Here is a 23,014-nt window from a genome sequence, read left to right on the forward strand (position 1 = left end):
GACGGATCAGTTGATCACCGGCCATCGCTACGCAGATCGACGGTGGCGGTGACCGACATGCCCGGGCGGATACGGCCATGCAGCGGGTTATCGGCGGCGAAGGTCAGTTTTACCGGAATACGCTGTACGACCTTGGTGAAGTTACCGGTGGCGTTGTCTGGCGGCAGCAGGCTGAACTGCGCGCCGGAAGCGGCGAACAGACTGTCCACGCGGCCTTCGATCGGCGTGTCCGGGTAGCTGTCAAACACCAGTTCGGCGCGAAGGCCGGGCTGCATCCTGCCGATCTGGGTTTCCTTGAAGTTGGCCTGGACCCAGATGTCTTCGTCGGGAACGATCGACAGCAGGTAGGCGCCGGCCTGCACGTACTGGCCGTCGCGCGCGGAACGCTGGCCGACCATGCCGCTGATGGGCGCGTGGATTTCGCTGCGGGTCAGGTTCAGCTCGGCTTGGGCCAGGTCGGTGCGGGCGGTGGCGATCTGCGCATCGAGGCGCTTGAGTTCGGCTTCCAGTGCGCTGACCTGCTGGCGCTGGCCCTGCAAATCGGCCTGGGCCTTGCTCACCTGAGAGCGGGCGACGTTGCTTTCGGCGGAAAGGGTGGTCACCCGTTCCTCGGAAACGAAGCCCGGCTTGCGCAGCGCCTGGGCGCGATTCAAGTCTAGTTGCGTGCGGCCCAGGGTGGCCTGGTTGGCGGAGACCTGGGCCCGGCCGGCGGCAATCAGGCTGGATTGCTGGGTCAGCCGGCTGTCGGCCTGCAAGCGTTCGGCCTCGCGGGTCGCGAGGGTGGCGCGGGCGCGTTCGACGGCAAACTGGAAATCGTCGCCTTCCAGGCGAACCAGCAGGTCGCCCTTGTTCACGTGCTGGTTGTCCTGTACCAGGACGGCGTCGATACGGGCGCCGAGCTGGCTGGAGACCCGGGTGATCTCGCCCTGGACATAGGCGTTGTCAGTGCTTTCGTAGAAGCGGCCTTTGAAATACCACTGGGCGAAGAACGCGAGGGAAATCAGCAGGACCAGAAGAAGAAAAATCAGCAGGCGGCGCTTGAGTTGGGCTGGCATGGGGACGATCGTTCCGAAAATGTAAGCAAATTTAACAAGTTTTGGATCCAGCCGCACAAGTGGCGATCACGCCCATTACTGGAGCCCGGCGCCTGCTCCCTGTTAACATCGCGGCTTTGTTTCATCTCTTGTTCGAGACTCTCATGACCACCGTTCGCACGCGCATCGCGCCTTCGCCGACTGGCGATCCCCACGTCGGCACCGCTTACATCGCCCTGTTCAACTACTGCTTTGCCAAGCAGCACGGCGGCGAGTTCATCCTGCGTATCGAAGATACCGACCAACTGCGTTCGACCCGCGAATCCGAACAACAGATTTTCGACGCGCTGCGCTGGTTGGGCATCGAGTGGAGCGAAGGCCCGGACGTCGGTGGCCCGCATGGCCCGTACCGGCAGAGCGAGCGGGGCGATATCTACAAGCAGTACGCCCAGCAACTGGTCGACCTGGGGCACGCGTTCCCGTGCTTCTGCACCGCTGAAGAGCTGGACCAGATGCGCGCCGAGCAGACGGCCCGCGGCGAGACCCCGCGCTACGACGGTCGCGCGCTGCTGCTGTCCCAGGAAGAAGTCCAGCGCCGCCTGGCGGCGGGCGAGCCACACGTGATCCGCATGAAGGTGCCGAGTGAAGGCGTCTGCGTGGTGCCGGACATGCTCCGTGGCGACGTCGAGATCCCGTGGGATCGCATGGACATGCAAGTGCTGATGAAGACCGACGGTCTGCCGACCTACTTCCTGGCGAACGTGGTCGACGACCATCTGATGGGCATCACCCACGTCCTGCGCGGCGAAGAGTGGCTGCCGTCGGCGCCCAAACTGATCAAGCTGTACGAGTACTTCGGTTGGGAACAGCCCAAGCTTTGCTACATGCCGCTGCTGCGTAACCCGGACAAGAGCAAGCTGTCCAAGCGCAAGAACCCGACGTCGGTCACCTTCTACGAGCGCATGGGCTTCATGCCGGAAGCCATGCTCAACTACCTGGGCCGCATGGGCTGGTCGATGCCCGACGAGCGCGAGAAGTTCTCCCTGAGCGAAATGGTCGAGCACTTCGACCTGTCGCGGGTATCGCTGGGCGGGCCGATCTTCGACATCGAGAAGCTGTCCTGGCTCAACGGCCAGTGGCTGCGCGACCTGCCGGTGGAAGAGTTCGCCGCGCGGGTGCAGAAGTGGGCGTTCAACAGCGACTACATGATGAAGATCGCGCCGCACGTGCAGGGCAGGGTGGAGACGTTCAGTCAGGTCGCACCGCTGGGTGGCTTTTTCTTCGAAGGCGCGCTGCGTCTCGATGCAAAGCTGTTCGAGCACAAGAAGCTGTCTCCGGACCAGGTGCGCCAGGTGCTGCAACTGATCCTGTGGAAGCTGGAAAGCCTGCGTCAGTGGGAAAAAGACCGCATCACCGGCTGCATCCAGGCGGTAGTCGAAGCCCTGGAACTTAAACTGCGCGACGCGATGCCACTGATGTTTGCCGCGATCACCGGCCAGGCCAGTTCGGTTTCGGTGCTCGACGCCATGGAAATCCTCGGCCCTGACCTGACGCGCTATCGCCTGCGCCAGGCGCTGGAACTGCTGGGCGGCGTTTCGAAGAAAGAAAACAAGGAATGGGAGAAGCTGCTGGGCACTATCGCCTGACCGCTGCCGCATCCTTTTTTCGCGGGGCGAACCTGCTTTCACCGGTGTATTGCCGGGGAAGCGGGTTCGCCCCGCGATGCTTTGCGCCCTGGTGCGAAGCGCCATTCCCCCGAAAACACGGGACTTTTTCCGCTCAAGGAAGGTAAGTGATTGTTATCTAGGAAAAAGTTTTTGAATTTTATTGAAAATATATTTGACAGGTCTTTGATCCGAACTTAATATGCGCCCCGTCCACAGCGATGAACGAAAACGAAACGCGAAGCACCCAGCCAAGCGATTCAGTTCAAAGCGACATTGTGGGGCTATAGCTCAGCTGGGAGAGCGCCTGCATGGCATGCAGGAGGTCAGCGGTTCGATCCCGCTTAGCTCCACCAATTTCCAGCTTGGCAGTCAATTCCAGCGACTGCCGGCATGATCGGTTCGAAGAACCGGTCGATGGTAGAAGGGTTGCGTCCCCTTCGTCTAGTGGCCTAGGACACCGCCCTTTCACGGCGGTAACAGGGGTTCGAGTCCCCTAGGGGACGCCAGTTTTACACAAGCGATGTCGAAAGAGGTCGCTGGGCCGCGAGGCTAGAAATCTGGGGCTATAGCTCAGCTGGGAGAGCGCCTGCATGGCATGCAGGAGGTCAGCGGTTCGATCCCGCTTAGCTCCACCAATTCCGCCAGGATTCGTGAAAACGGATCTTTACGAAGGTTTAAAGTCCCCTTCGTCTAGTGGCCTAGGACACCGCCCTTTCACGGCGGTAACAGGGGTTCGAGTCCCCTAGGGGACGCCATTTTACCCGCTTTGCGGGATTTCAAGGCTCATTCGCTTATTGAATGAGCCTTTTGTTTTTTCCCTCGAAAAAAGTTTTTGCCCCGTGCGCGACAAGCGGCGGGGCAAAAAGCTTGCTTTTAAATATTATGAGCATAATATTTCAACCATAATATTTTGGAGGCGAGCCATGAACGACAAAAAAGCCAGAACCCGCGAACGCATCCTCGATGCCGCGCGTCACGCGCTGATCCAGCAAGGGCCCGCCGATCCCAGCGTCAATCAGGTAATGGGTGCTGCCGGCCTGACTGTTGGTGGTTTCTACGCCCATTTCGACAGCAAGGAAGCCTTGATGCTCGAAGCGTTCAGTCAGTTGCTCGGCGAGCGTCGTGCCTTGTTGTCCCAGGTTGATCCGGCGTTGGATGGCCAGTCGCGGCGGGCGCTGGTTGCCGCGTTCTATCTATCGCGCAAGCACCGTGACTCCACCGGGGATGCCTGTCCGCTGCCTACGTCCCTGAGTGAAATGACCCGACTGCCCGATGCCTTCCGCGACGTGCTCGCCGAACACATCGAGATGATGACCGCGCAATTGGTCGACAGCCCCGATGAGGCTGACAAATTCCTCGCCGACCTTGCGCTGATGGTCGGCGGCCTGGCCCTGGCGCGAGCCCTGGGCACCAGCGATCTGTCCGATCGCATCCTGCGTGCCGCCAAAACGGCGGTGATTTGAGCGACCCCTCTGGAGCAAAGCGATGAATACCTTGAGCTGGATTCGCGGCGTGAACGGCACCTTGGGGCGTCTGGTCCCTGGGCATATCGCCAGCAAGATGCACCGCGCTTTTTTGACGCCCTACACCCGCCCACCGCGGGACTGGGAGTTGCCCGTGCTGGAGCGGGCTGAGCGCATCACTCTGCGTTTCGGTCTGTCCGCATTGCGCTGGGGCCAAGGGCCGACTGTCCTGTTGATGCACGGCTGGGAAGGGCGTCCGACCCAATTCGCCAAGATCATCGAAACCCTGGTGGACGCCGGTTACACCGCGGTCGCGCTGGACGGCCCGGCCCATGGCCGCTCGCCGGGTGACGAGGCGCACGTTGGCCTCTTTGCCCGCGCCGTGCTGGAGGCCGCGGCGGAATTGCCGCCGCTCAAGGCGGTGATCGGCCACTCCATGGGCGCCGCCAGTGTGCTCTTGGCGATGCAACTGGGCCTGCGTGCCGAAGCGGTGGTCAGCATCGCCGCGCCGGCGCGGTTGCTGGGCGTATTGCGCGGTTTTGCCCGGCACCTGAACCTGCCGCCTCGGGCGCGGGCAGCCTTCATTCGCAAGGTGGAACGGGATGTCGGTTTGCCGGTGGCGAAGCTGGATGTCAGTGGTTACCAACTGGAAGTGCCGGGCCTGATCGTGCACGCCGAGGACGACAGGCTGGTCCCGGCCAGCGAAGCCCAGGTGATCCACGACGCCTGGTTCGACAGTCGCCTGCTGATGCTGGAGCAAGGGGGGCATCAGCGCGTATTGGCCGATCCGCGAGTGGTTTCCGGCGTTCTCGACCTGCTCAAGCGAAGTGACATGCCGCTGCGCCAATCGGCGTAAGCATCCGTTACACTCTGCCCGTTCATCACATACGGGAGCGGGCATGAGCTGGGATCTGGCAACGCCATTCGTCATCGACCTTCGCGTCGGTGCCGAGGATATCGACGGACTGGGGCATGCCAATAATGCCGTCTACGTTTCCTGGCTGGAGCGCTGCGCCTGGCGTCATTCGCAGCGCCTCGGCCTGGACTTGACGGAGTACCGTCGGCTGGACCGGGCCATGGCGGTGGTTCGTCACGAAATCGACTACCTGGCCAGCGCCTACGAAGACGACGAATTGCAGTTGGCAACCTGGATCGTCGACTGGGATCAGCGCCTGAAAATGACCCGGCGCTTCCAGCTGGTTCGCCCCAGCGACGGCGTCACGCTGCTTCGCGCGCAAACCACCTTTGTCTGCATCGAGTTGTCCACAGGGCGACCCAAACGCATGCCACCTGAATTCCTCGAAGGCTACGGCCAGGCGCTGCTGAGCAACCCGACGTGATTCGCCTGGCTGAGGCTGCGGACGGCGTTGCGGTTCGCGGCGTCGTGGAGGCTGCCTATCTGCCTTACGTCGCCAGCATCGGCGTGCGCCCTGGTCCGCTGGATGACGATTACGACGACCTGATCCGCCAGCAGCAGGTCTGGCTGGTGGAACAGGGGAGCGATGTGTGCGCCATTCTTGTGCTGTGCCATGAGGCGGAAGCGATGCTGCTCTCCAACGTCGCGGTCAATCCCGCCTTCCAGGGCCAGGGTCATGGCCGCCGGCTGATCGACTTCGCCGAGGCTCGCGCCCTGGACGCCGGTTTTTCCCTGATTCGGCTCTACACCAACGCCGCGATGCAGGCGAATGTGGCGCTGTACGAGCGGTTGGGCTATCGCGAGACTCACCGGGGCGCCGAGCACGGCTTCAATCGGGTGTTCATGGAGAAGCGGCTGGTTTGAGCCAACGTGAAAGCGCTGACCGTATTCGCCGGAAAAAGCCAGGGCGTTCAAGCGTGTTTCGATTGCCTTCAAGCGGGCCGTGCACGTCGCTGGCGAGCGAAGAAACGGGTTGCTCCTTCACTGTTTCCGTCCTTCGCCGCTCATGGTCGAAGTTGAGAATGTCGTAATTGCTCTTTTTGATGTGCATGTCCCGTTCCTTGTTGTGCGGCGCGTCGAGGGTTGCGGCAAGCAAGCGGCTCAAAGAACGTGAACATTTGTGATATCTCCGAATAGGGAAGGATTGCCCGCTGATTCGGGCAGCTGAAACTCTCAAACAAGAAAGCGCTGACGTCACGCAGGCCCTTTCCTCGAAGCCTGTAAGACCCAGCCCTTTTCGACCAAGTGTCTACCCGAGACCCGCGGCCCTTCCATTTGCCCAATCCCCGTTTACTATGTGCGCAATTTTTCCGAGGTCTTCCCCCATGCAAATTGCCCTGGCCCCGATGGAGGGGCTGGTCGACAACATCCTGCGCGACGTTCTGACCCGGGTCGGCGGTATCGACTGGTGTGTCACCGAGTTCATTCGCGTCTGCGACCGGGTGCTGCCCGCTGCCACGTTCCACAAAATGGCACCGGAGCTGGAGCAGGGCGCGCGGACGGCCGCAGGGGTACCGATGCGTGTGCAATTGCTCGGCTCCGATCCGGTTTGCCTGGCGGACAACGCCGCGCTGGCCTGCGAGCTGGGCGCGCCGGTGATTGACCTGAACTTCGGCTGCCCGGCCAAGACGGTGAACAAGTCTCGCGGTGGGGCGGTGCTGCTCAAAGAGCCGGAATTGCTGTTCCGCATCGTCAGCGAGGTGCGCAAGGCGGTGCCGGCGCATATTCCGGTGACCTCGAAGATGCGCCTGGGCTTCGAGAGCCCTGACGGCGCGCTGGACTGCGGCCGGGCCCTGGCCGACGGTGGCTCGGCGCATCTGGTGGTGCACGCGCGGACCAAGGTCGAGGGCTACAAGCCGCCGGCCCATTGGGAATGGGTGGCCAAGGTGCAGGACGTGGTCAAGGTGCCGGTGTTCGCCAACGGCGAGGTCTGGACCCTGGACGACTGGCGGCGCTGCCGCGAGATCAGTGGCGTGAAGGACATCATGCTCGGCCGTGGCCTGGTGTCACGACCGGACCTGGCCCGACAGATCGCCGCGGTGCGCGATGGCGTGGATTTCCAGCCGCTGGACTGGCAGTCGTTGTTGCCGCTGATCCAGGTGTTCTGGCTGCGGGTTCGCGAAGAGATGACTCCTCGCCAGGCGCCGGGCCGTCTCAAGCAGTGGGTGGCGATGCTGACCCGGACCTATCCCGAAGCCGTCGCACTGTTCAATGAACTGCGTCGCGAGACCGACTGTGATCGGGTCGGCCTGCTGATCGATGTGCCACCGCCCGTCGCTGCGGCGTAGGAAAATTTTCTCGACAGCGCTTGAAATAATTCTGGTGGTCCATATCTAGGGAGTACGCGATGCCGAAGTCGGGTCGCGTCAATCTCAACTCGCTGATATTTCAGGAGATGTACCATGACCACCGCTTTTTCTCTGGCTCCACTGTTCCGTCATTCCGTTGGTTTCGACCGTTTCAACGACCTGTTCGAATCCGCGGCGCGTAATGAGTCGGGTAGCAGCTACCCACCCTACAACGTTGAAAAACATGGCGATGACCACTATCGAATCGTTGTTGCCGCAGCTGGCTTCCAGGAGCAGGACCTTGACCTGCAAGTGGAGAAAGGCGTGCTGACCGTCACGGGCGGCAAACGCGACAGCAGCAACGAAAGCGTCACCTACCTGCACCAGGGCATTGCCCAACGTGCGTTCAAGCTGTCGTTCCGTCTGGCTGACCATATCGAGGTCAAGTCGGCGGCACTGGCCAACGGGCTGCTCAGCGTCGACCTGCTGCGGGTCGTGCCGGAAGAAGCCAAGGCCAAACGTATCCCGATCAACGGGGACAAGCCTGCTCTGAACTAAGTGGGTGAGCTGTGAAAAAGGGCGCCGTAATGGCGCCCTTTTTTGTGGCTGCGAGAAAACCGGAAAATCAGTAGTCCGCCGGCGTTTCCAGCAGCATCGCGCGAAACGCGCTGAGCGGCAGCGGCCGGCTGTGCAGGTAGCCCTGATATAGGAAGCAGCCCTGGCGCAGCAGAAAGTCCAGTTGCTCGGACAATTCCACCCCTTCGGCGATCACCGTCAGCTCCAGGCTGCGGGCCATGGCGACAATCGCGCGGACGATTTCCGCATCATTGGAGTCCACCGGTGCGTCGCGCACAAACGACTGATCGATCTTCAGCGTGTCCACCGGCAGGCGCTTGAGGTACGTCAGCGAGGAATAGCCGGTGCCGAAGTCGTCCATGGCGAAGCTCACCCCCAGCGCTTTCAGTTCGCGCATTTTGCTGATGGTGTCTTCCAGGTTCTGGATGACGATGCCTTCGGTGATCTCCAGCTTGAGCATGTGGTAGGGCAGGCGATAGTCGTCAAGGCTGCGGCGGACCCGCTCGACGAAGTCGTTCTGACGGAACTGCCGCGGGCTGATGTTCACGCACAGGCTGAAATCCTCGGCGTCGATCAGGCGGTCCTGGAGCATGCGTGAGCAGGCGTCGCAGGCTTCATCGAGGATCCAGTTGCCGACTTCGAGGATCATGCCGCTTTCTTCCAGCACCTGAATGAACTGGCTGGGCTGTTGTTGGCCGAGCAGCGGATGGTGCCAGCGCAGTAGCACTTCGGCGCCGACGATGCGGTTGTCGCGGGCATCCACCTGGGGCTGGAAATGCAGCGCCAGCTCGCCGCGGGTCAGCGCCATGCGCAGGTCGCTTTCCATGCGCAGGCGCTCGCTGGCCGCCTTCTGCATGGTGGTGTGGAACAGTTGCGTGGTGTTGCGGCCAGAGTCTTTGGCACGGTACAGCGCAATGTCGGCACGTTTGAGCAGGTCGGCCGGGGTCGAACCATGGTCGGGAATCAGCGCTACGCCGATGCTCGGGGTCACCTGCAGGCGCTGGCCGTCCAGTGACATCGGTTCGGCGAGCAGCTCGCGCAGGGTATCGGCCAGTTCGCGAACCTTGTCCGTAACTTCCTCGCGGGTGCCTTCCAGGCCACTGAGCAGCACCACGAATTCGTCGCCGCCAAGGCGCGCCACGGTGTCTTCCATGCGCACGCTGGCTTCGAGGCGCGCGGTGATGATCTTCAGCACCGTGTCGCCCACCGGGTGGCCGAGGGAGTCGTTGATGTGCTTGAAGTGGTCGAGGTCGAGGAACAGCAGGGCGCCGCGCAGGTTGTGGCGCTTGAGCAAGGCGATCTGCTGGCTCAGACGGTCCATCAGCAGCGCGCGGTTGGGCAGGTTGGTGAGCGGGTCGTGATAGGCCAGGTGGCGAATCTGCGCCTGGGCGTTCTTCAACTGGCTGACGTCGCGGGCGGTCAGCAGCAAGCAGTCGGTTTCATTAAGCGTGATCGGCTCGACCGAGACTTCCAGGGTCAACAGTTCGCCGCGTTTGCTGCGCCCGAGCATCTCGCGATGGTTGACCCGGCCGCGTTCCTGCACCTCGGCCACCAGCATCGCGTGCTGTTTGTCATCGGCCCAGACACCCACTTCGTGGGCGCTGCGCCCGAGTACTTCGCCCGCGCTGTAGCCGGTCAGCCGGCAGAAACCGTCGTTGACTTCGACATAGCGCCCGCTGTCGCGCTCGCTGATGGTGATGGCGTCGGGGCTGGAGTGAAAGGCCTTGGCGAATTTCTCTTCGCTGGCCTTGAGCGCCGCTTCGGCGCGCTGTTGCTGGGTGATGTCGCGCAGGGTGGTGACGCTGCAGGTCTGCTCCTCGACCTTGATCAGGCGGCTGGAGATCACGCAGGTCAGCGGATGGCCGTCCTTGTGGTTGACCACCACGGCGACATTGTTCAGCGCCTGGTCGCGAATCACCTGTTCGATGCGTTTGGCGCGCTCGGCCGACTCGGCCCACAGGCCGATTTCCGCAGCATTGCGCCCCAGCACCTGTTCGGCGGTCCAGCCGAAGGTCTGGGTGAAAGCCGGGTTGACCTCGATGAACTGGCCGCTGTCCTGGCGGGTGACGCAAATCGGGTCGGGGCTGACCTGGAACAGGCCGGCGAATTTCTCTTCCGAGCTGATCAGGCGCTGCTCGCGCTCAACCTGATCAGTGATGTCCAGCAAGGTGCCGGCCATGCGCAGCGGGTTGCCATGCTCGTCGCGGTACAGGCGGGCCCGGCTTTCGAGGAAGCGCGAGCTGCCATTTTCCAGCTGGATGCGGTAGGTGATCTGATAATTGCCCGCCGGCCCTTCGCGCAGGCTGCGGTAGGCCTGACGCATGCTGCTGCGGTCGGATTCCGGCACGCCTTCGAAAAATGCGTCGAAGGACTCATGGAACGGCACCGGGCCCAGCCCGTGCAACTGCGCGGCGCGGGCCGAGCCATAGAGCATGCCGCTGGGGATATGCCAGTCCCAGGTGCCCAGTTGCGCCGAGTCGAGGGCCAGGTCCAGGCGTTCCTGGCTGTCCTTGAGGGCTTGCTCGGCGCGTTTGCGCTCGCTGGTATCGATAAAGGTGCTGAGCAGGTAGGCCACGCCCTCCAGTTCGATGGTCTGGGTACAGAGGATGCCGTCATGAATCTGCCCGCTGCTGGAGCAGAACTGCACTTCGAGAATCACCGGGCCATTGTTGTCGCGGGTTGCCTCCAGCACCTGGTAACGCTGCGGGGCATGGGCCCACAGGCCGAGCTCGATGGTGGTCTTGCCGATGACCTCCTGCGCCGGCCAGCCCAGGGTTTTCTCGAAGTGCTGGTTGACCTCGTGAATCAGCCCGTCGGACCGACGGCTCAGCAGCACCACGTTGGGGCTGAGCTGGAACAGCGTGGCAAAACGCTTTTCCGAGTTGATCAGCGCCGCCTCGCGCTCGCGCTGGCGGGTGATTTCGCGAATGACACCGATCATCTGCGGACGGCCGTGCTTGTCCTTGGTCAGGCTGCCGTTGATTTCCAGCCAGTGCAGGCTGCCGTCGGGCCAGCGGATGCGGTGGCGCATCGCCTGCTCCAGCGGCTCGCCGGCCAGCACCGAGTGAAACGCCTGCAGGGTGCGGTCGCGGTCTTCGGCCGGCAGCAGGTCGAGGTAGTCCAGGTCCTTGGGCAGCGGCACGTCCGGATCGTAGCCGAACAGCGCCTGGGTGCCCCGGGACCAACTGATCCTGCCGGTCTCGACATCCCAGAACCAGGCGCCCAGGCGGGCACCGTTGAGGGCGGCCAGCAATTGCGGCGCATTTTCCCAGGTCTGCTCGGACTCCTGGGGATCCGCCGCGTGGATACGCGGCAGCCGTGGAAAACGGTGTGATTTGGACATCGATACCAGACCTTTGGCGGATACGCTTCCTTGGTACAGGCCTTCCAGGGATACCGGCGGCCTCAGGGTTGTCTCGCTTGGCTGTCGAGCAGTGCCATAAAGGCTCTGGCTGCGTTCGATAACGTTCGTTCCGTGTGCAGAATGTAGCCTAGCTGGCGCGACAGCTGAATGCCCGGAAGAGTGACGGGAACGACCTGGTCGTCGAGCATTGTTCGCGGCAATACGCTCCAGGCGAGCCCGATGGAAACCATCATCTTTATGGTTTCCAGATAGTTGGTGCTCATCGCGATGTTCGGCACCAGGCCTTGCGCTTCGAACAAGCGCTGAACGATATGGTGTGTAAACGTGTTTCCGCCGGGAAAAACCGCCGGGTGGTGGGCGATATCGGCGAGGTTGACCGCGTCTTTGCAGGCCAGCGGATGCTCCGGCGCCACCACGAAATCCAGCGGGTCATCCCATACCGACACGGCGCGGACCAGACTGTGAGGTTCTGGCGCCAGGGTAATGACGGCGATTTCAGCGCGACCATGGAGGATTTCTTCGTAGGCTACTTCCGAATCGAGGAACTGGATGTCCAGGGCGACGGCCGGATATTGCCGGGTGAACGTCCGCAACAAGGGCGGCAGGCGGTGCAGGCCGATGTGATGGCTGGTGGCCAGAGTCAGCCGGCCGCTGACTTCGCCGGTGAGGTTGGTCAGGGCGCGGCGGGTGTCGTCCAGCACATTGAGAATCTGATAAGCGCGCGGCAGCAAGGCGCGTCCGGCCTCGGTCAGGCTGACTTCGCGACCGAGGCGGTCAAACAACCGTACGTCGAGTTGTTGTTCGAGGCCGGCGATGCGTTTGCTGATGGCGGGCTGGGTGAGGTGCAGTCGTTCTCCGGCCCCGGAGAAGCTGCCAGTCTCGGCGATGGCGATAAAAGCATTGAGGTTTGCCAGATCCACGTTTTCAGATTCCCTTTGGTTATCCAAAGCATAAAAATTATGAATTTGAGTTATTCAATCTAACGCCATAGCATCAGCCGTACAAGCCAAGTGGTTATTGGCATAGAAAGACGCTGATGAGGAAAGCCTGATGGCCGGCAAAACGCTCTACGACAAGCTCTGGGATTCGCATTTGGTCAAACAGCGCGACGATGGTTCGGCGCTGATCTACATCGACCGTCACATCATCCATGAAGTGACCTCGCCGCAAGCCTTCGAAGGCCTGCGTCTGGCAGATCGCAAACCTTGGCGTATCGATGCCAACATCGCCACCCCGGACCACAACGTACCGACCACGCCTGAGCGCAAGGGCGGGATCGAGGCCATCGCTGACCAGGTGTCGCGTCTGCAGGTGCAGACCCTCGATGAAAACTGTGACGAGTATGGCATCACCGAATTCAAGATGAATGATGTGCGTCAGGGCATCGTCCACGTCATCAGCCCGGAGCAGGGCGCCACCTTGCCGGGCATGACCGTGGTCTGCGGTGACTCGCACACCTCGACCCACGGCGCGTTCGGCGCGCTGGCCCACGGTATCGGTACCTCCGAAGTGGAGCACGTGCTGGCCACCCAGTGCCTGGTCGCCAAGAAAATGAAGAACATGCTGGTGCGCGTCGAAGGCCAGTTGCAGTTCGGCGTGACCGCCAAGGACATCGTTCTCGCCGTGATCGGCAAGATCGGCACCGCCGGCGGCAACGGCCATGCCATGGAATTCGCCGGCAGCGCGATCCGCGACCTGTCCGTCGAAGGCCGCATGACCATCTGCAACATGTCCATCGAAGCCGGCGCCCGTGTTGGCCTGGTGGCCACCGACGCCAAGACCGTCGACTACGTCAAGGGCCGCCCTTACGCGCCGAAAGGCCAGCAGTGGGATCTGGCGGTGGAAACCTGGAAAGACCTGGTCTCCGACGCCGACGCCGTATTCGACACCGTGGTTGAACTGGACGCCGCCGAAATCAAGCCACAGGTCAGCTGGGGCACCTCGCCGGAAATGGTGCTGGCCGTCGATCAACGCGTGCCGGATCCGGCTGCCGAGAGCGATCTGGTCAAGCGTGGCTCCATCGAGCGCGCCTTGAAGTACATGGGCTTGAACGCCAACCAGGCGATCACCGACATCCAGCTCGACCGCGTCTTTATCGGTTCCTGCACCAACTCGCGCATCGAAGACCTGCGCGCCGCCGCGGAAATCGCCAAGGGCCGCAAGGTCGCCGCGACCATCAAGCAAGCCATCGTGGTGCCGGGCTCTGGCCTGGTGAAAGCGCAGGCCGAGCGCGAAGGCCTGGACAAGATCTTCCTCGAAGCCGGCTTCGAATGGCGTGAACCGGGCTGCTCGATGTGTCTGGCGATGAACCCGGACCGCCTGGAGAGCGGCGAGCATTGCGCGTCCACCTCCAATCGGAACTTCGAAGGCCGTCAGGGCGCCGGTGGTCGTACCCATCTTGTGAGCCCGGCCATGGCCGCCGCCGCCGCCGTCACCGGCCGTTTCATCGATGTACGCGAGTTGATCCAAGGGAGCGCAGCATGAAAGCCTTTACCCAACACACCGGCCTTGTCGCTCCGCTCGACCGTGCCAACGTCGACACCGACCAGATCATTCCCAAGCAATTCCTGAAGTCGATCAAACGCACCGGTTTCGGTCCGAACCTGTTCGACGAATGGCGTTATCTGGATGTCGGCCAGCCGTACCAGGACAACAGCAAGCGTCCGGTCAACCGCGACTTCGTCCTCAACCACGACCGCTATCAAGGCGCCAGCGTGTTGCTGGCCCGCGAAAACTTCGGTTGCGGTTCGAGCCGCGAGCACGCCCCGTGGGCGCTGGAAGAATACGGTTTCCGCAGCATCATCGCGCCGAGCTACGCCGACATCTTCTTCAACAACAGCTTCAAGAACGGCCTGCTGCCGATCATCCTCAGCGACGAAGAAGTCGATGAGCTGTTCAAGCAAGTGGAAGCCGATCCGGGTTATCAACTGAGCATCGATCTGCAGGCACAGACCGTCACCCGTCCGGATGGCAAAGTGCTCGGCTTCGAAATCGATGCGTTCCGCAAGCACTGCCTGCTCAACGGCCTGGACGATATCGGCCTGACCCTGCAGGACGCCGATGCCATTGCGGCCTTTGAAACCAAACATCGTGCCAGCCAGCCGTGGTTGTTCCGCGACGCCAAATAATGTGTTGACCCTATCGCTGGCTTGCCAGCGATAGCGGCCTCCGGAGACAGAAGATGACCAGCAGCAGCCACAAGGACGTTGTCCAGCGCCAGTTCGGCGAACAGGCCAGCGCCTACCTGAGCAGTGCCGTACATGCCCAGGGCACCGAATTTGCCTTGCTCCAGGCCGAGCTAGGCGGGCATGAAAACGCCCGTGTTCTCGACCTGGGTTGCGGCGCCGGTCATGTGAGTTTCCATGTGGCACCGCTGGTCGCCGAAGTGGTGGCCTACGACCTGTCGCAGCAGATGCTCGATGTGGTCGCGGCCAGTGCCGCCGAGCGCGGCTTCGGCAATATCGTCACCGAACGCGGTGCCGCCGAACGCCTGCCGTTCGCCGATGCTTCGTTCGATTTCGTCTTCAGCCGCTACTCGGCGCACCACTGGAGCGACCTGGGCCTGGCCCTGCGCGAGGTTCGCCGGGTGCTCAAACCGGGCGGCGTAGCGGCTTTCATCGATGTGATGTCGCCGGGCAGCCCGCTGCTGGACACCTACCTGCAAAGCGTCGAAGTGCTGCGCGATACCAGCCATGTGCGCGATTATTCCGCCGCCGAATGGCTGCGCCAGGTCAGCGAGGCGGGCCTGTTCGTCCGCAGCCACACCCGCCAGAGCCTGCGTCTGGAGTGGACCTCGTGGGTCGAGCGGATGCGCACGCCCGAGCCGATGCGCGCCGCCATCCTCCAATTGCAGCAGGCCATGGGCGAAGAAGTGCGGCAGTATTACCGGATCGAAGCCGATGGCTCCTTCAGCACCGATGTCCTGGTGCTGTGGGCCGAGCGCTGAAATCACACTGAATTTTCCGGCGTGCCACGTGGGCGCGCCGCTTGAATTGAATAGAGGAAAGCATGAGCAAGCAGATTCTGATTCTCCCGGGTGATGGCATTGGTCCGGAAATCATGGCCGAAGCCGTCAAGGTGCTGGAACTGGCCAACGACAAGTTCCAGCTCGGCTTCAGCCTCGAGCACGACGTGATCGGCGGCGCCGCCATCGACAAGCACGGCGTGCCGCTGGCCGACGAAACCCTGGAGCGTGCGCGCAAGGCTGACGCTGTTCTGCTGGGCGCCGTGGGCGGTCCGAAATGGGACAAGATCGAGCGTGACATCCGTCCTGAGCGCGGCCTGCTGAAGATCCGTTCGCAACTGGGCCTGTTCGCCAACCTGCGTCCGGCGATCCTCTACCCGCAACTGGCCGACGCCTCCTCGCTGAAGCGTGAAATCGTCTCCGGCCTGGACATCCTGATCGTCCGCGAACTGACCGGCGGCATCTATTTCGGTGCACCGCGCGGCACCCGCGAGCTGGAAGGCGGCGAGCGCCAGTCCTACGACACCCTGCCGTACAGTGAGAGTGAAATCCGCCGCATCGCCCGTGTCGGTTTCGACATGGCTCGCGTGCGTGGCAAGAAACTCTGCTCGGTGGACAAGGCCAACGTACTGGCGTCCAGCCAACTGTGGCGCGAAGTGGTCGAGGAAGTCGCCAAGGACTACCCGGACGTCGAACTGAGCCACATGTACGTCGACAACGCCGCGATGCAACTGGTGCGCGCGCCGAAGCAATTCGACGTGATGGTCACCGACAACATGTTCGGCGACATCCTGTCGGATGAAGCGTCCATGCTCACCGGCTCCATCGGCATGCTGCCGTCGGCGTCGCTGGATGCCGACAACAAGGGCATGTACGAGCCGTGCCACGGTTCGGCGCCGGACATCGCCGGCCAAGGCATCGCCAACCCGTTGGCGACCATCCTTTCGGTGTCGATGATGCTGCGTTACAGCTTCAACCAGCAGGCCGCCGCCGAGGCGATCGAGAAGGCCGTCAGCCTCGTGCTGGACCAGGGGCTGCGTACCGGCGACATCTGGTCGGACGGTTGCAGCAAGGTGGGAACGCAGGAAATGGGCGACGCAGTAGTCGCAGCGCTGCGGAATCTGTAATCTCTCTGGCCCGCTGTCGAAATCACAACCAAGACAGCGGCCCACTTTTAGCGAAGGTGTAGTTGCGATGAAACGTGTAGGTCTGATCGGTTGGCGTGGAATGGTCGGTTCCGTGCTCATGCAGCGGATGCTCGAAGAGCAGGATTTCGATCTTATCGAACCGGTGTTCTTCACCACTTCCAACGTCGGTGGCCAAGGCCCGGCAGTGGGCAAGGACATTGCTCCGCTGAAGGATGCCTACAGCATCGACGAGCTCAAGACCCTGGATGTGATCCTGACCTGTCAGGGTGGCGACTACACCAACGAGGTTTTCCCGAAGCTGCGTGAAGCTGGCTGGCAGGGTTACTGGATCGACGCCGCTTCGTCCCTGCGCATGCAGGATGACGCGGTCATCGTTCTGGATCCGGTCAACCGCAAGGTCATCGACCAGCAACTGGACGCCGGCACCAAGAATTACATCGGTGGCAACTGCACCGTCAGCCTGATGCTGATGGGCCTGGGCGGCTTGTTCGAAGCCGGCCTGGTCGAGTGGATGAGCGCCATGACCTATCAAGCGGCTTCCGGCGCCGGCGCGCAAAACATGCGCGAGCTGATCCGCCAGATGGGCGCTACCAACGCGGCCGTTGCCGATGAACTGGCCAACCCGGCCAGCGCCATCCTCGACATCGACCGCAAGGTCGCCGAAGCCATGCGCAGCGACAGCTACCCGACCGAGAACTTCGGCGTACCGCTGGCCGGCAGCCTGATCCCGTGGATCGACAAGGAACTGCCGAACGGCCAGAGCCGCGAAGAGTGGAAGGCCCAGGCCGAGACCAACAAGATCCTCGGTCGCTTCAAGAGCCCGATCCCGGTTGATGGCATCTGCGTGCGCATCGGCGCCATGCGCTGCCACAGCCAGGCGCTGACCATCAAGCTGAACAAGGATGTGCCGCTCGCCGACATCGAAGGCATGATCAGCCAGCACAACCCTTGGGTGAAACTGGTACCGAACCAGCGCGAGATCAGCATGCAGGAGCTGACCCCGACCAACGTGACCGGCACCCTGAACATCCCGGTGGGTCGTCTGCGCAAGCTGAACATGGGTTCGCAGTACCTGGGCGCCTTCACCGTAGGCGACCAGCTGCTGTGGGGCGCGGCCGAGCCGCTGCGCCGCATGCTGCGGATCCTGCTGGAGCGTTGATCGCTTCGCGGTAAAGTCGAAACCCGCGCTGGAGACAGCGCGGGTTTTTTGTTTTTTGTGGGATCGAATCCAAGTAAAGTGCCGCTCCCGCATAATCCGGGACTGCTTTCGCAGTTCATCGCGAGCAAGCTCGCTCCTACGGTTTTAGCGACATCCCTGTAGGAGCGAGCTTGCTCGCGATGAGCTGCCCAGCAACCCAACCGGCCAGAGAGACCCCAAATGACCCAGCCCATCGATATCGCCGTCATCGGCGCCACCGGCACCGTTGGTGAAACCCTTGTGCAGATCCTCGAAGAACGCGACTTCCCGGTGGGCACCCTGTACCTGTTGGCGAGCAACGAATCGGCTGGCAGTTCCGTGGCCTTTCGCGGCAAGAACCTGCGTACCCGCGATGTCGATGATTTCGACTTCGGCAAGGTCCGCCTGGCCTTCTTCGCTGCCGGCCCGGCCGTCACCCTGAGCTTCGCGCCGCGTGCGCAAGCCGCCGGTTGCGCGGTGATCGACCTCACCGGCGCGCTGCCTGCCGATCAAGCCCCTGCCGTGGTGCCGGAAGCCAACCCGCAGGTGCTGGACAACCTGAAAGCACCGCTGCAATTGCACAGCCCGAGTTCCGCCGCGGTAGCCCTGGCCGTGGTGCTGGCGCCGTTGAAAAACCTGATCAGCCTGGAGCGTGTGCACGTCACCGCCTGCCAGGCCATCTCCGCCCAGGGCCGCGAAGCCGTCAGCGAACTGGCCCGGCAAACCGCCGAACTGCTCAATGCCCGTCCGCTGGAACCGCGCTTCTTCGACCGGCAAGTAGCCTTCAATCTGCTGCCTCAGGTCGGTGCCAGCGACGAGCAAGGTCATGGCCTGCTGGAGCGTCGTCTGGTGCGCGAGTTGCGCGAATTACTGGACCTGCCTTTACTCAGCATTTCAGTGACCTGCATTCAAGTCCCGGTGTTTTTCGGCGATAGCTACACTGTGACCTTGAACACGCGCGAGGCGGTGGATCTGCCTGCCGTGAATGCGGCGCTGGAAGCGGCTGAAAGTATCGAACTGGTGGAGGCGGGGGATTATCCGACGCCGGTGGGTGATGCAGTAGGCCAGGATGTGGTGTATGTGGGCCGCGTTCGCAGTGGTATCGACGAGGCGCAACAACTCAATCTCTGGCTGACAACCGATAACGTGCGCAAAGGCGCGGGTTTGAACGCCGTACAGGTGGCTGAATTGTTGATAAAAGACCTTGTGTAAAAGATACTTGGCGACACTTTGCACACTGAGCGTTAAATGCCGGAAATAACTTTGCTCCGGCATTTATCAACAGTTCGAACATGGCAGTGGTCATGTCGGTACCAAGCCTCAAGGCGGTTCTTCACTTCTTCTCGGTGCCCGGGGAAGTTTCAAACAAAGGATGAGGTCATGCTTCGAATTCGCAAACTGGTGTTAGCAATAGCCGCAGCGTCGGCGCTGTCTTCCGGTATGGCGCATGCCCTCGGGTTGGGCGAATTGACCCTCAAGTCGGCGCAGAACCAGCCGTTGGACGCCGAGATCGAACTGCTCGATGTACGTGACCTCACTGCCGCCGAGGTCAAGCCGAGCCTGGCGCCGGCAGAAGAATTCAGCAAGGCCGGCGTCGCACGCCAGACCTTCCTCAATGACCTGACCTTCACCCCGGTGATCAACCCGGCGGGCAAGAGTGTCCTGAAAGTGACCTCCAGCCAGCCGCTGCCAGAGCCGATGGTCAAATTCCTGGTCCAGGTGCTGTGGCCCCAAGGCCGTCTGCTGCGCGACTACAGCGTACTGATCGACCCATCCAAGTTTTCCCCTGAAGCCGCCAAGGCCGCCGGCGTGACCCCTGCGGTCAGCGCGCCGGGCAACTACACCACCATGCGCCGCGACACCTTGTGGGAAATTGCCTCGCGCGCGCGTCAGGGCGGCTCGGTGCACCAGACCATGCTGGCGATCCAGGCGCTCAACCCGGATGCCTTCATCAACGGCAACATCAACCAGCTCAAGACTGGCCAGGTCCTGCGCATGCCGGACCAGCAACAGATCCAGAACATTCCGCAGGGCCAGGCGGTAAAAGAAGTCAACGAGCAGTACGCCGCCTGGCGTCAGGGCCGTCGTCTTGGGCCGCAGGCGCGGCAACTGGATGCCACCCGGCGCAACACGGCGCAGCCCGCGCCGGCGCGTGTTGCCGAGCAGGACAACCTCAAGCTGGTCGCTCCCGCAGGCAAGGGTGCTGCCGGTGACAAGGCGTTGAGCGACAAACTGGCGACGACCCAGGAAAACCTCGACGCCAGCCGCCGCGAAGGCGACGAACTGAAAAGTCGCATGACCGATCTGCAGAGCCAACTGGACAAACTGCAGCGGCTGATCGAACTGAAAAACGACCAACTGGCCCGCCTCGAAGCCCAGAGTGGCATTCCTGTGCCAGCTCCGGCTCCTGCTCCGGCAGAAGCGGCGGTGGCGACCGCGCCGGTTATCGACGCCCAGTTGCAGCCGGCCCCGGCTGAACCTGTGGTCGCACCGGCACCCGCTGCGGTCGATACCGCGCCGGCTGACCCGGCCGCCAGCGAAGTCGCGCCGGAAAACAACGATAGCGGCCTGGACAGCATTCTCGGCAATCCGCTGCTGCTGGCGCTGATTGCCGGTTCTGCACTCCTGGCGTTGCTGCTGCTCCTGTTGCTGTTGGCGCGCAAGCGCAAGGCCCAGCAGGAAGCGGAAAAACACCTGCGCATGGCGCGCGCGCTGGCCGAGGAAACCGAACTCGGTCCAGACCTGGAACTGCCATCGAGCAGCTTCGAAGGCCTGGACATGGCGCCGCCGACCGTCAAGCTGGCCCCCGCCGTGGTCGCAGCCTCCGCCGCCGCGGCGACTGCCGCCGAGCAAGTCAGCGAGCCGCGTGTGGCGCCGGTCGCCGAGCCAGCGGTCGATCCACTGCTGGCAGAAGTCGATGAGAGCATCGCCAACGGCCGCCTGAACCACGCCGCCAACCTGCTGGAACCCGCAGTGGAGAAGGCGCCACAGCGTAGCGATCTGCGCCTGAAACTGATGGATGTCTATGCCCGCCAGGGTGACCGCGACGCGTTTGTCGGCCAGGAGCGGCAGTTGCAGGCCAATCCGCAGAACCTCGCCGCCGTCGACGGCCTCAAGAGCCAATATCCGGCCATGGTCACACTGGCCGCTGCCGGTGCGGTCGCGGCAACGGCGCTGGACGAAGAATTCGTTCAGGGGCTGCTGTCCGAAGAACCAAAACCGGAAGCCGACCTGCCCGGCGATGACGAGCTGGACAGCGCTTTTGACCTGAGCCTGGACGACCTGGACGGGCTGGAGCTGGAAACGCCGGCGGATATCGCCGCGGTCAAGGCCAGCGAAGCTGCTGCGCCGGAGCCGTCCCTCGACGATCTGGATTTCGATAGCCTGCTGCAAGACAACCCCGAAGCTCAGCCGGCACCCGCACCACAAGATGCCCCCGAGCCTGTTGCTGATCTGGACGACCTGGATTTCGACACGCTGCTGCAAGAACAGACCGCAGCGCAGGCGGCTCCAGAGCCGGAACCAGAGCCTGAAGTCGCTCCGGCGTTGGATGACCTGGATTTCGACAGCCTGCTGCAGGAGCACACCGCAGCCCAGGCGCAGCCTGAAGTGGAAGTCGAGCCTGAGCCTCCAGCGCTGGACGATCTGGATTTCGACAGCCTGCTGCAAGAACACACCGCCGCCCAGGCGCAGCCTGAAGCGCAAGTCGAGCCGGAGCCTGCCCCGGCGCTGGATGACCTGGACTTCGACAGCCTGCTGCAGGAGCACACTGCAGCGCAGGCGCAGCCAGAGCCAGAGCCGCAACCCGAACCTGAGCCGCAACCCGAACCACAAGCCGAGCCGGTAACCTCCGCTGCACTCGACGACATGGACTTCGATGCCCTGTTCGAAGACGCCGACAAGGCACTGGCGGCCCAGCCGGACGATCTGGCCGACTTCGATCTTGACGTTACCGACGATGCCCCGGTGACTGCGCCTGAAGCCAGGCCACCGCTGGATATCGAGGCGGAGCTGGCGGCATTCGACAACGACCTGGGCCTGGAAGCCGACCTGCCGGATCTCGATTTGCCGGAGGACTTCGACCTGTCCCTGCCGGGCGAGTCGGATGCGGCGGCGAAGAACTTTGCCGCGGAACTGGATGACGTCAACGCCGAGCTCGACAGGCTGTCGCAGAGCCTGGAGCAGCCGCCACTCGAGCCGCACTTCACCGCTGAAGATGCAGCGGCGTTGCCGGATGATGCGGAGTTCGACTACCTGTCCGGTGCCGACGAAGTGGCGACCAAGCTTGATCTCGCCCGTGCCTACATCGACATGGGTGACCATGACGGCGCCCGCGACATCCTCGACGAGGTCAACAAGGAGGGTGACCAGGCCCAGCGCCGCGAAGCCAACGAGCTGCGTTCGAAACTGGCCTGACCGTCCGCCCCGCAAGTCCAACGGCAGCCCGGGTGGCTGCCGTTGTCGTTATAATTCCCGCCATTGTGTAAATCGACAGGCTTTATCCTCTTGGAAATCATCGACAACTCGGCCGCCGAAATGGCGGCCGAAGGCTTTTTCAGAATCGCCCTGGGCGTGGAATACAAAGGCTCCCGCTATCGTGGCTGGCAGCGCCAAAGCAATGCTGTGAGTGTGCAGCAGACCCTTGAAGAAGCGCTGTCGAGGGTGGCCGATTCGCCGGTGGCGCTGCATTGCGCCGGGCGCACCGATGCCGGCGTGCATGCCTGCGGTCAGGTGGTGCATTTCGATACCCGCGCGGTGCGCAGTTCCAGAGCCTGGACCATGGGCGCCAATATCAATCTGCCCCATGACGTCAGCGTCTCCTGGGCGAAGGAGATGCCGGCGCATTTCCATGCCCGCTACAAGGCGTGTGCGCGGCGCTATCGCTACGTCATCTACAACGACGATATTCGCCCGGCGCACCTGGGTGATCAGGTCACCTGGAACCACCGGCCGCTGGATGTCGAGCGTATGGCCGAAGCCGCCGCTCAATTGGTCGGCACCCACGATTTCAGTGCCTTCCGTGCCGGCCAATGCCAGGCCAAGTCGCCGATCAAGACCCTTCACCACCTGCGCGTTACTCGCCACGGCAAGATGATCGTGCTGGATCTGCGTGCCAGCGCGTTTCTCCATCACATGGTGCGCAACATCGCTGGCGTACTGATGGCCATCGGTGCCGGCGAGCGCTCGCCGGAGTGGGCAGGGCAGGTGCTGACCAGCCTCGACCGTCGTGCTGGCGGCGTCACCGCGCATCCGTTCGGCCTGTATCTGGTGCAGGTCGAGTACCCGGAAGAGTTCGCCTTGCCCGCGCGTTTCATCGGTCCGCATTTCCTCACCGGTTTCGAGTCACTGGCGGCTGACGACCCGGCGGTCATTTGCTAACATCCGGGACTTTCGGGTTCAGTCGAGGTTCGCTGGCT

The 23,014-nt window shown here is 62.6% G+C and carries 19 protein-coding genes and 4 tRNA genes; 19 read left to right on the forward strand and 4 right to left on the reverse strand.

Annotated elements, in window-relative coordinates; genetic code table 11:
• Positions 1-14: 14 nt before the first annotated feature.
• A complete protein-coding gene (locus tag CKW37_RS10505) occupies positions 15-1,055 on the reverse strand; it encodes an HlyD family secretion protein (RefSeq protein WP_095155629.1) in 1,041 nt (346 codons plus the stop codon).
• A 143-nt stretch (positions 1,056-1,198) separates the two neighbouring features.
• Here CKW37_RS10505 and gltX point away from each other — a divergent pair, with 143 nt between their 5' ends.
• The 9 genes from gltX to CKW37_RS10550 all read left to right on the forward strand — a co-directional run bounded on the left by gltX (position 1,199) and on the right by CKW37_RS10550 (position 5,944).
• A complete protein-coding gene (gene gltX / locus CKW37_RS10510; RefSeq protein WP_095155630.1) occupies positions 1,199-2,680 on the forward strand; it encodes a glutamate--tRNA ligase in 1,482 nt (493 codons plus the stop codon).
• Between the two features lie 298 nt (positions 2,681-2,978).
• Positions 2,979-3,054 (forward strand) — tRNA-Ala (locus CKW37_RS10515).
• 77 nt (positions 3,055-3,131) lie between these two features.
• Positions 3,132-3,207 (forward strand) — tRNA-Glu (locus CKW37_RS10520).
• A 53-nt stretch (positions 3,208-3,260) separates the two neighbouring features.
• Positions 3,261-3,336, forward strand: a tRNA-Ala gene (locus tag CKW37_RS10525).
• Between the two features lie 44 nt (positions 3,337-3,380).
• A tRNA-Glu gene (locus tag CKW37_RS10530) sits at positions 3,381-3,456 on the forward strand.
• A 168-nt stretch (positions 3,457-3,624) separates the two neighbouring features.
• Positions 3,625-4,164: a TetR/AcrR family transcriptional regulator gene (locus CKW37_RS10535; RefSeq protein ID WP_095155631.1), complete on the forward strand. Its 540-nt coding sequence runs from the start codon at positions 3,625-3,627 to the stop codon at positions 4,162-4,164.
• A gap of 22 nt (positions 4,165-4,186) precedes the next feature.
• Positions 4,187-5,020 carry an alpha/beta hydrolase gene (locus CKW37_RS10540; protein ID WP_095155632.1) on the forward strand — a complete coding sequence of 278 codons (834 nt, stop codon included), beginning with the start codon at positions 4,187-4,189 and terminating at the stop codon, positions 5,018-5,020.
• A gap of 43 nt (positions 5,021-5,063) precedes the next feature.
• Positions 5,064-5,504 carry a thioesterase family protein gene (locus CKW37_RS10545; protein ID WP_095155633.1) on the forward strand — a complete coding sequence of 147 codons (441 nt, stop codon included), beginning with the start codon at positions 5,064-5,066 and terminating at the stop codon, positions 5,502-5,504.
• Positions 5,501-5,944 (forward strand): N-acetyltransferase, encoded by a 444-nt coding sequence (locus CKW37_RS10550; RefSeq protein WP_095155634.1) that lies wholly within the window; start codon positions 5,501-5,503, stop codon positions 5,942-5,944. Before CKW37_RS10545 ends, CKW37_RS10550 begins: the two co-directional genes overlap by 4 nt.
• On the opposite strand, the gene CKW37_RS32385 is transcribed toward CKW37_RS10550, so the two are convergent.
• The gene (locus CKW37_RS32385) at positions 5,922-6,131 is read right to left on the reverse strand and encodes a hypothetical protein (protein ID WP_143501964.1); all 210 of its coding nucleotides are present in this window, start codon (positions 6,129-6,131) and stop codon (positions 5,922-5,924) included. The genes CKW37_RS10550 and CKW37_RS32385 overlap by 23 nt on opposite strands.
• A 274-nt stretch (positions 6,132-6,405) precedes the next feature.
• Here CKW37_RS32385 and CKW37_RS10555 point away from each other — a divergent pair, with 274 nt between their 5' ends.
• Positions 6,406-7,368: a tRNA-dihydrouridine synthase gene (locus tag CKW37_RS10555; protein ID WP_095155635.1), complete on the forward strand. Its 963-nt coding sequence runs from the start codon at positions 6,406-6,408 to the stop codon at positions 7,366-7,368.
• A gap of 114 nt (positions 7,369-7,482) precedes the next feature.
• Positions 7,483-7,926 carry an Hsp20 family protein gene (locus CKW37_RS10560; protein ID WP_095155636.1) on the forward strand — a complete coding sequence of 148 codons (444 nt, stop codon included), beginning with the start codon at positions 7,483-7,485 and terminating at the stop codon, positions 7,924-7,926.
• Positions 7,927-7,993: 67 nt separating this feature from the next.
• Here CKW37_RS10560 and CKW37_RS10565 read toward each other — a convergent pair whose 3' ends face one another.
• Together CKW37_RS10565 and CKW37_RS10570 are read right to left on the reverse strand one after the other, a co-directional pair.
• A complete protein-coding gene (locus CKW37_RS10565; protein WP_095155637.1) occupies positions 7,994-11,287 on the reverse strand; it encodes a PAS domain S-box protein in 3,294 nt (1,097 codons plus the stop codon).
• 62 nt (positions 11,288-11,349) lie between these two features.
• Complete coding sequence (locus CKW37_RS10570) at positions 11,350-12,228, reverse strand: LysR family transcriptional regulator (RefSeq protein ID WP_095155638.1); 879 nt, start codon at positions 12,226-12,228, stop codon at positions 11,350-11,352.
• A 130-nt stretch (positions 12,229-12,358) separates the two neighbouring features.
• Between CKW37_RS10570 and leuC the strand changes: the two genes are divergently transcribed.
• From leuC to truA, 8 genes are all read left to right on the forward strand, one after another.
• On the forward strand, positions 12,359-13,792 hold the full coding sequence (gene leuC, locus CKW37_RS10575; protein ID WP_095155639.1) for a 3-isopropylmalate dehydratase large subunit: 1,434 nt from the start codon (positions 12,359-12,361) through the stop codon (positions 13,790-13,792).
• A complete protein-coding gene (gene leuD / locus CKW37_RS10580; protein WP_095155640.1) occupies positions 13,789-14,436 on the forward strand; it encodes a 3-isopropylmalate dehydratase small subunit in 648 nt (215 codons plus the stop codon). Before leuC ends, leuD begins: the two co-directional genes overlap by 4 nt.
• Positions 14,437-14,489: 53 nt before the next feature.
• Positions 14,490-15,254, forward strand: coding sequence for a class I SAM-dependent methyltransferase (locus CKW37_RS10585; protein WP_095155641.1), 765 nt, complete (start codon positions 14,490-14,492; stop codon positions 15,252-15,254).
• A gap of 62 nt (positions 15,255-15,316) precedes the next feature.
• Complete coding sequence (gene leuB, locus CKW37_RS10590) at positions 15,317-16,399, forward strand: 3-isopropylmalate dehydrogenase (RefSeq protein WP_095155642.1); 1,083 nt, start codon at positions 15,317-15,319, stop codon at positions 16,397-16,399.
• A 67-nt stretch (positions 16,400-16,466) separates the two neighbouring features.
• Positions 16,467-17,579 (forward strand): aspartate-semialdehyde dehydrogenase, encoded by a 1,113-nt coding sequence (gene asd, locus CKW37_RS10595; protein WP_095155643.1) that lies wholly within the window; start codon positions 16,467-16,469, stop codon positions 17,577-17,579.
• A 219-nt stretch (positions 17,580-17,798) separates the two neighbouring features.
• The gene (locus CKW37_RS10600) at positions 17,799-18,809 is read left to right on the forward strand and encodes an aspartate-semialdehyde dehydrogenase (protein ID WP_095155644.1); all 1,011 of its coding nucleotides are present in this window, start codon (positions 17,799-17,801) and stop codon (positions 18,807-18,809) included.
• A gap of 168 nt (positions 18,810-18,977) precedes the next feature.
• Positions 18,978-22,013, forward strand: coding sequence for a FimV/HubP family polar landmark protein (locus CKW37_RS10605; RefSeq protein ID WP_095155645.1), 3,036 nt, complete (start codon positions 18,978-18,980; stop codon positions 22,011-22,013).
• 120 nt (positions 22,014-22,133) lie between these two features.
• Positions 22,134-22,976 carry a tRNA pseudouridine(38-40) synthase TruA gene (truA, locus tag CKW37_RS10610; protein WP_095155726.1) on the forward strand — a complete coding sequence of 281 codons (843 nt, stop codon included), beginning with the start codon at positions 22,134-22,136 and terminating at the stop codon, positions 22,974-22,976.
• Positions 22,977-23,014: the final 38 nt, after the last annotated feature.

This window comes from Pseudomonas sp. Irchel 3E13 (assembly GCF_900187455.1).
Lineage (GTDB): Bacteria > Pseudomonadota > Gammaproteobacteria > Pseudomonadales > Pseudomonadaceae > Aquipseudomonas.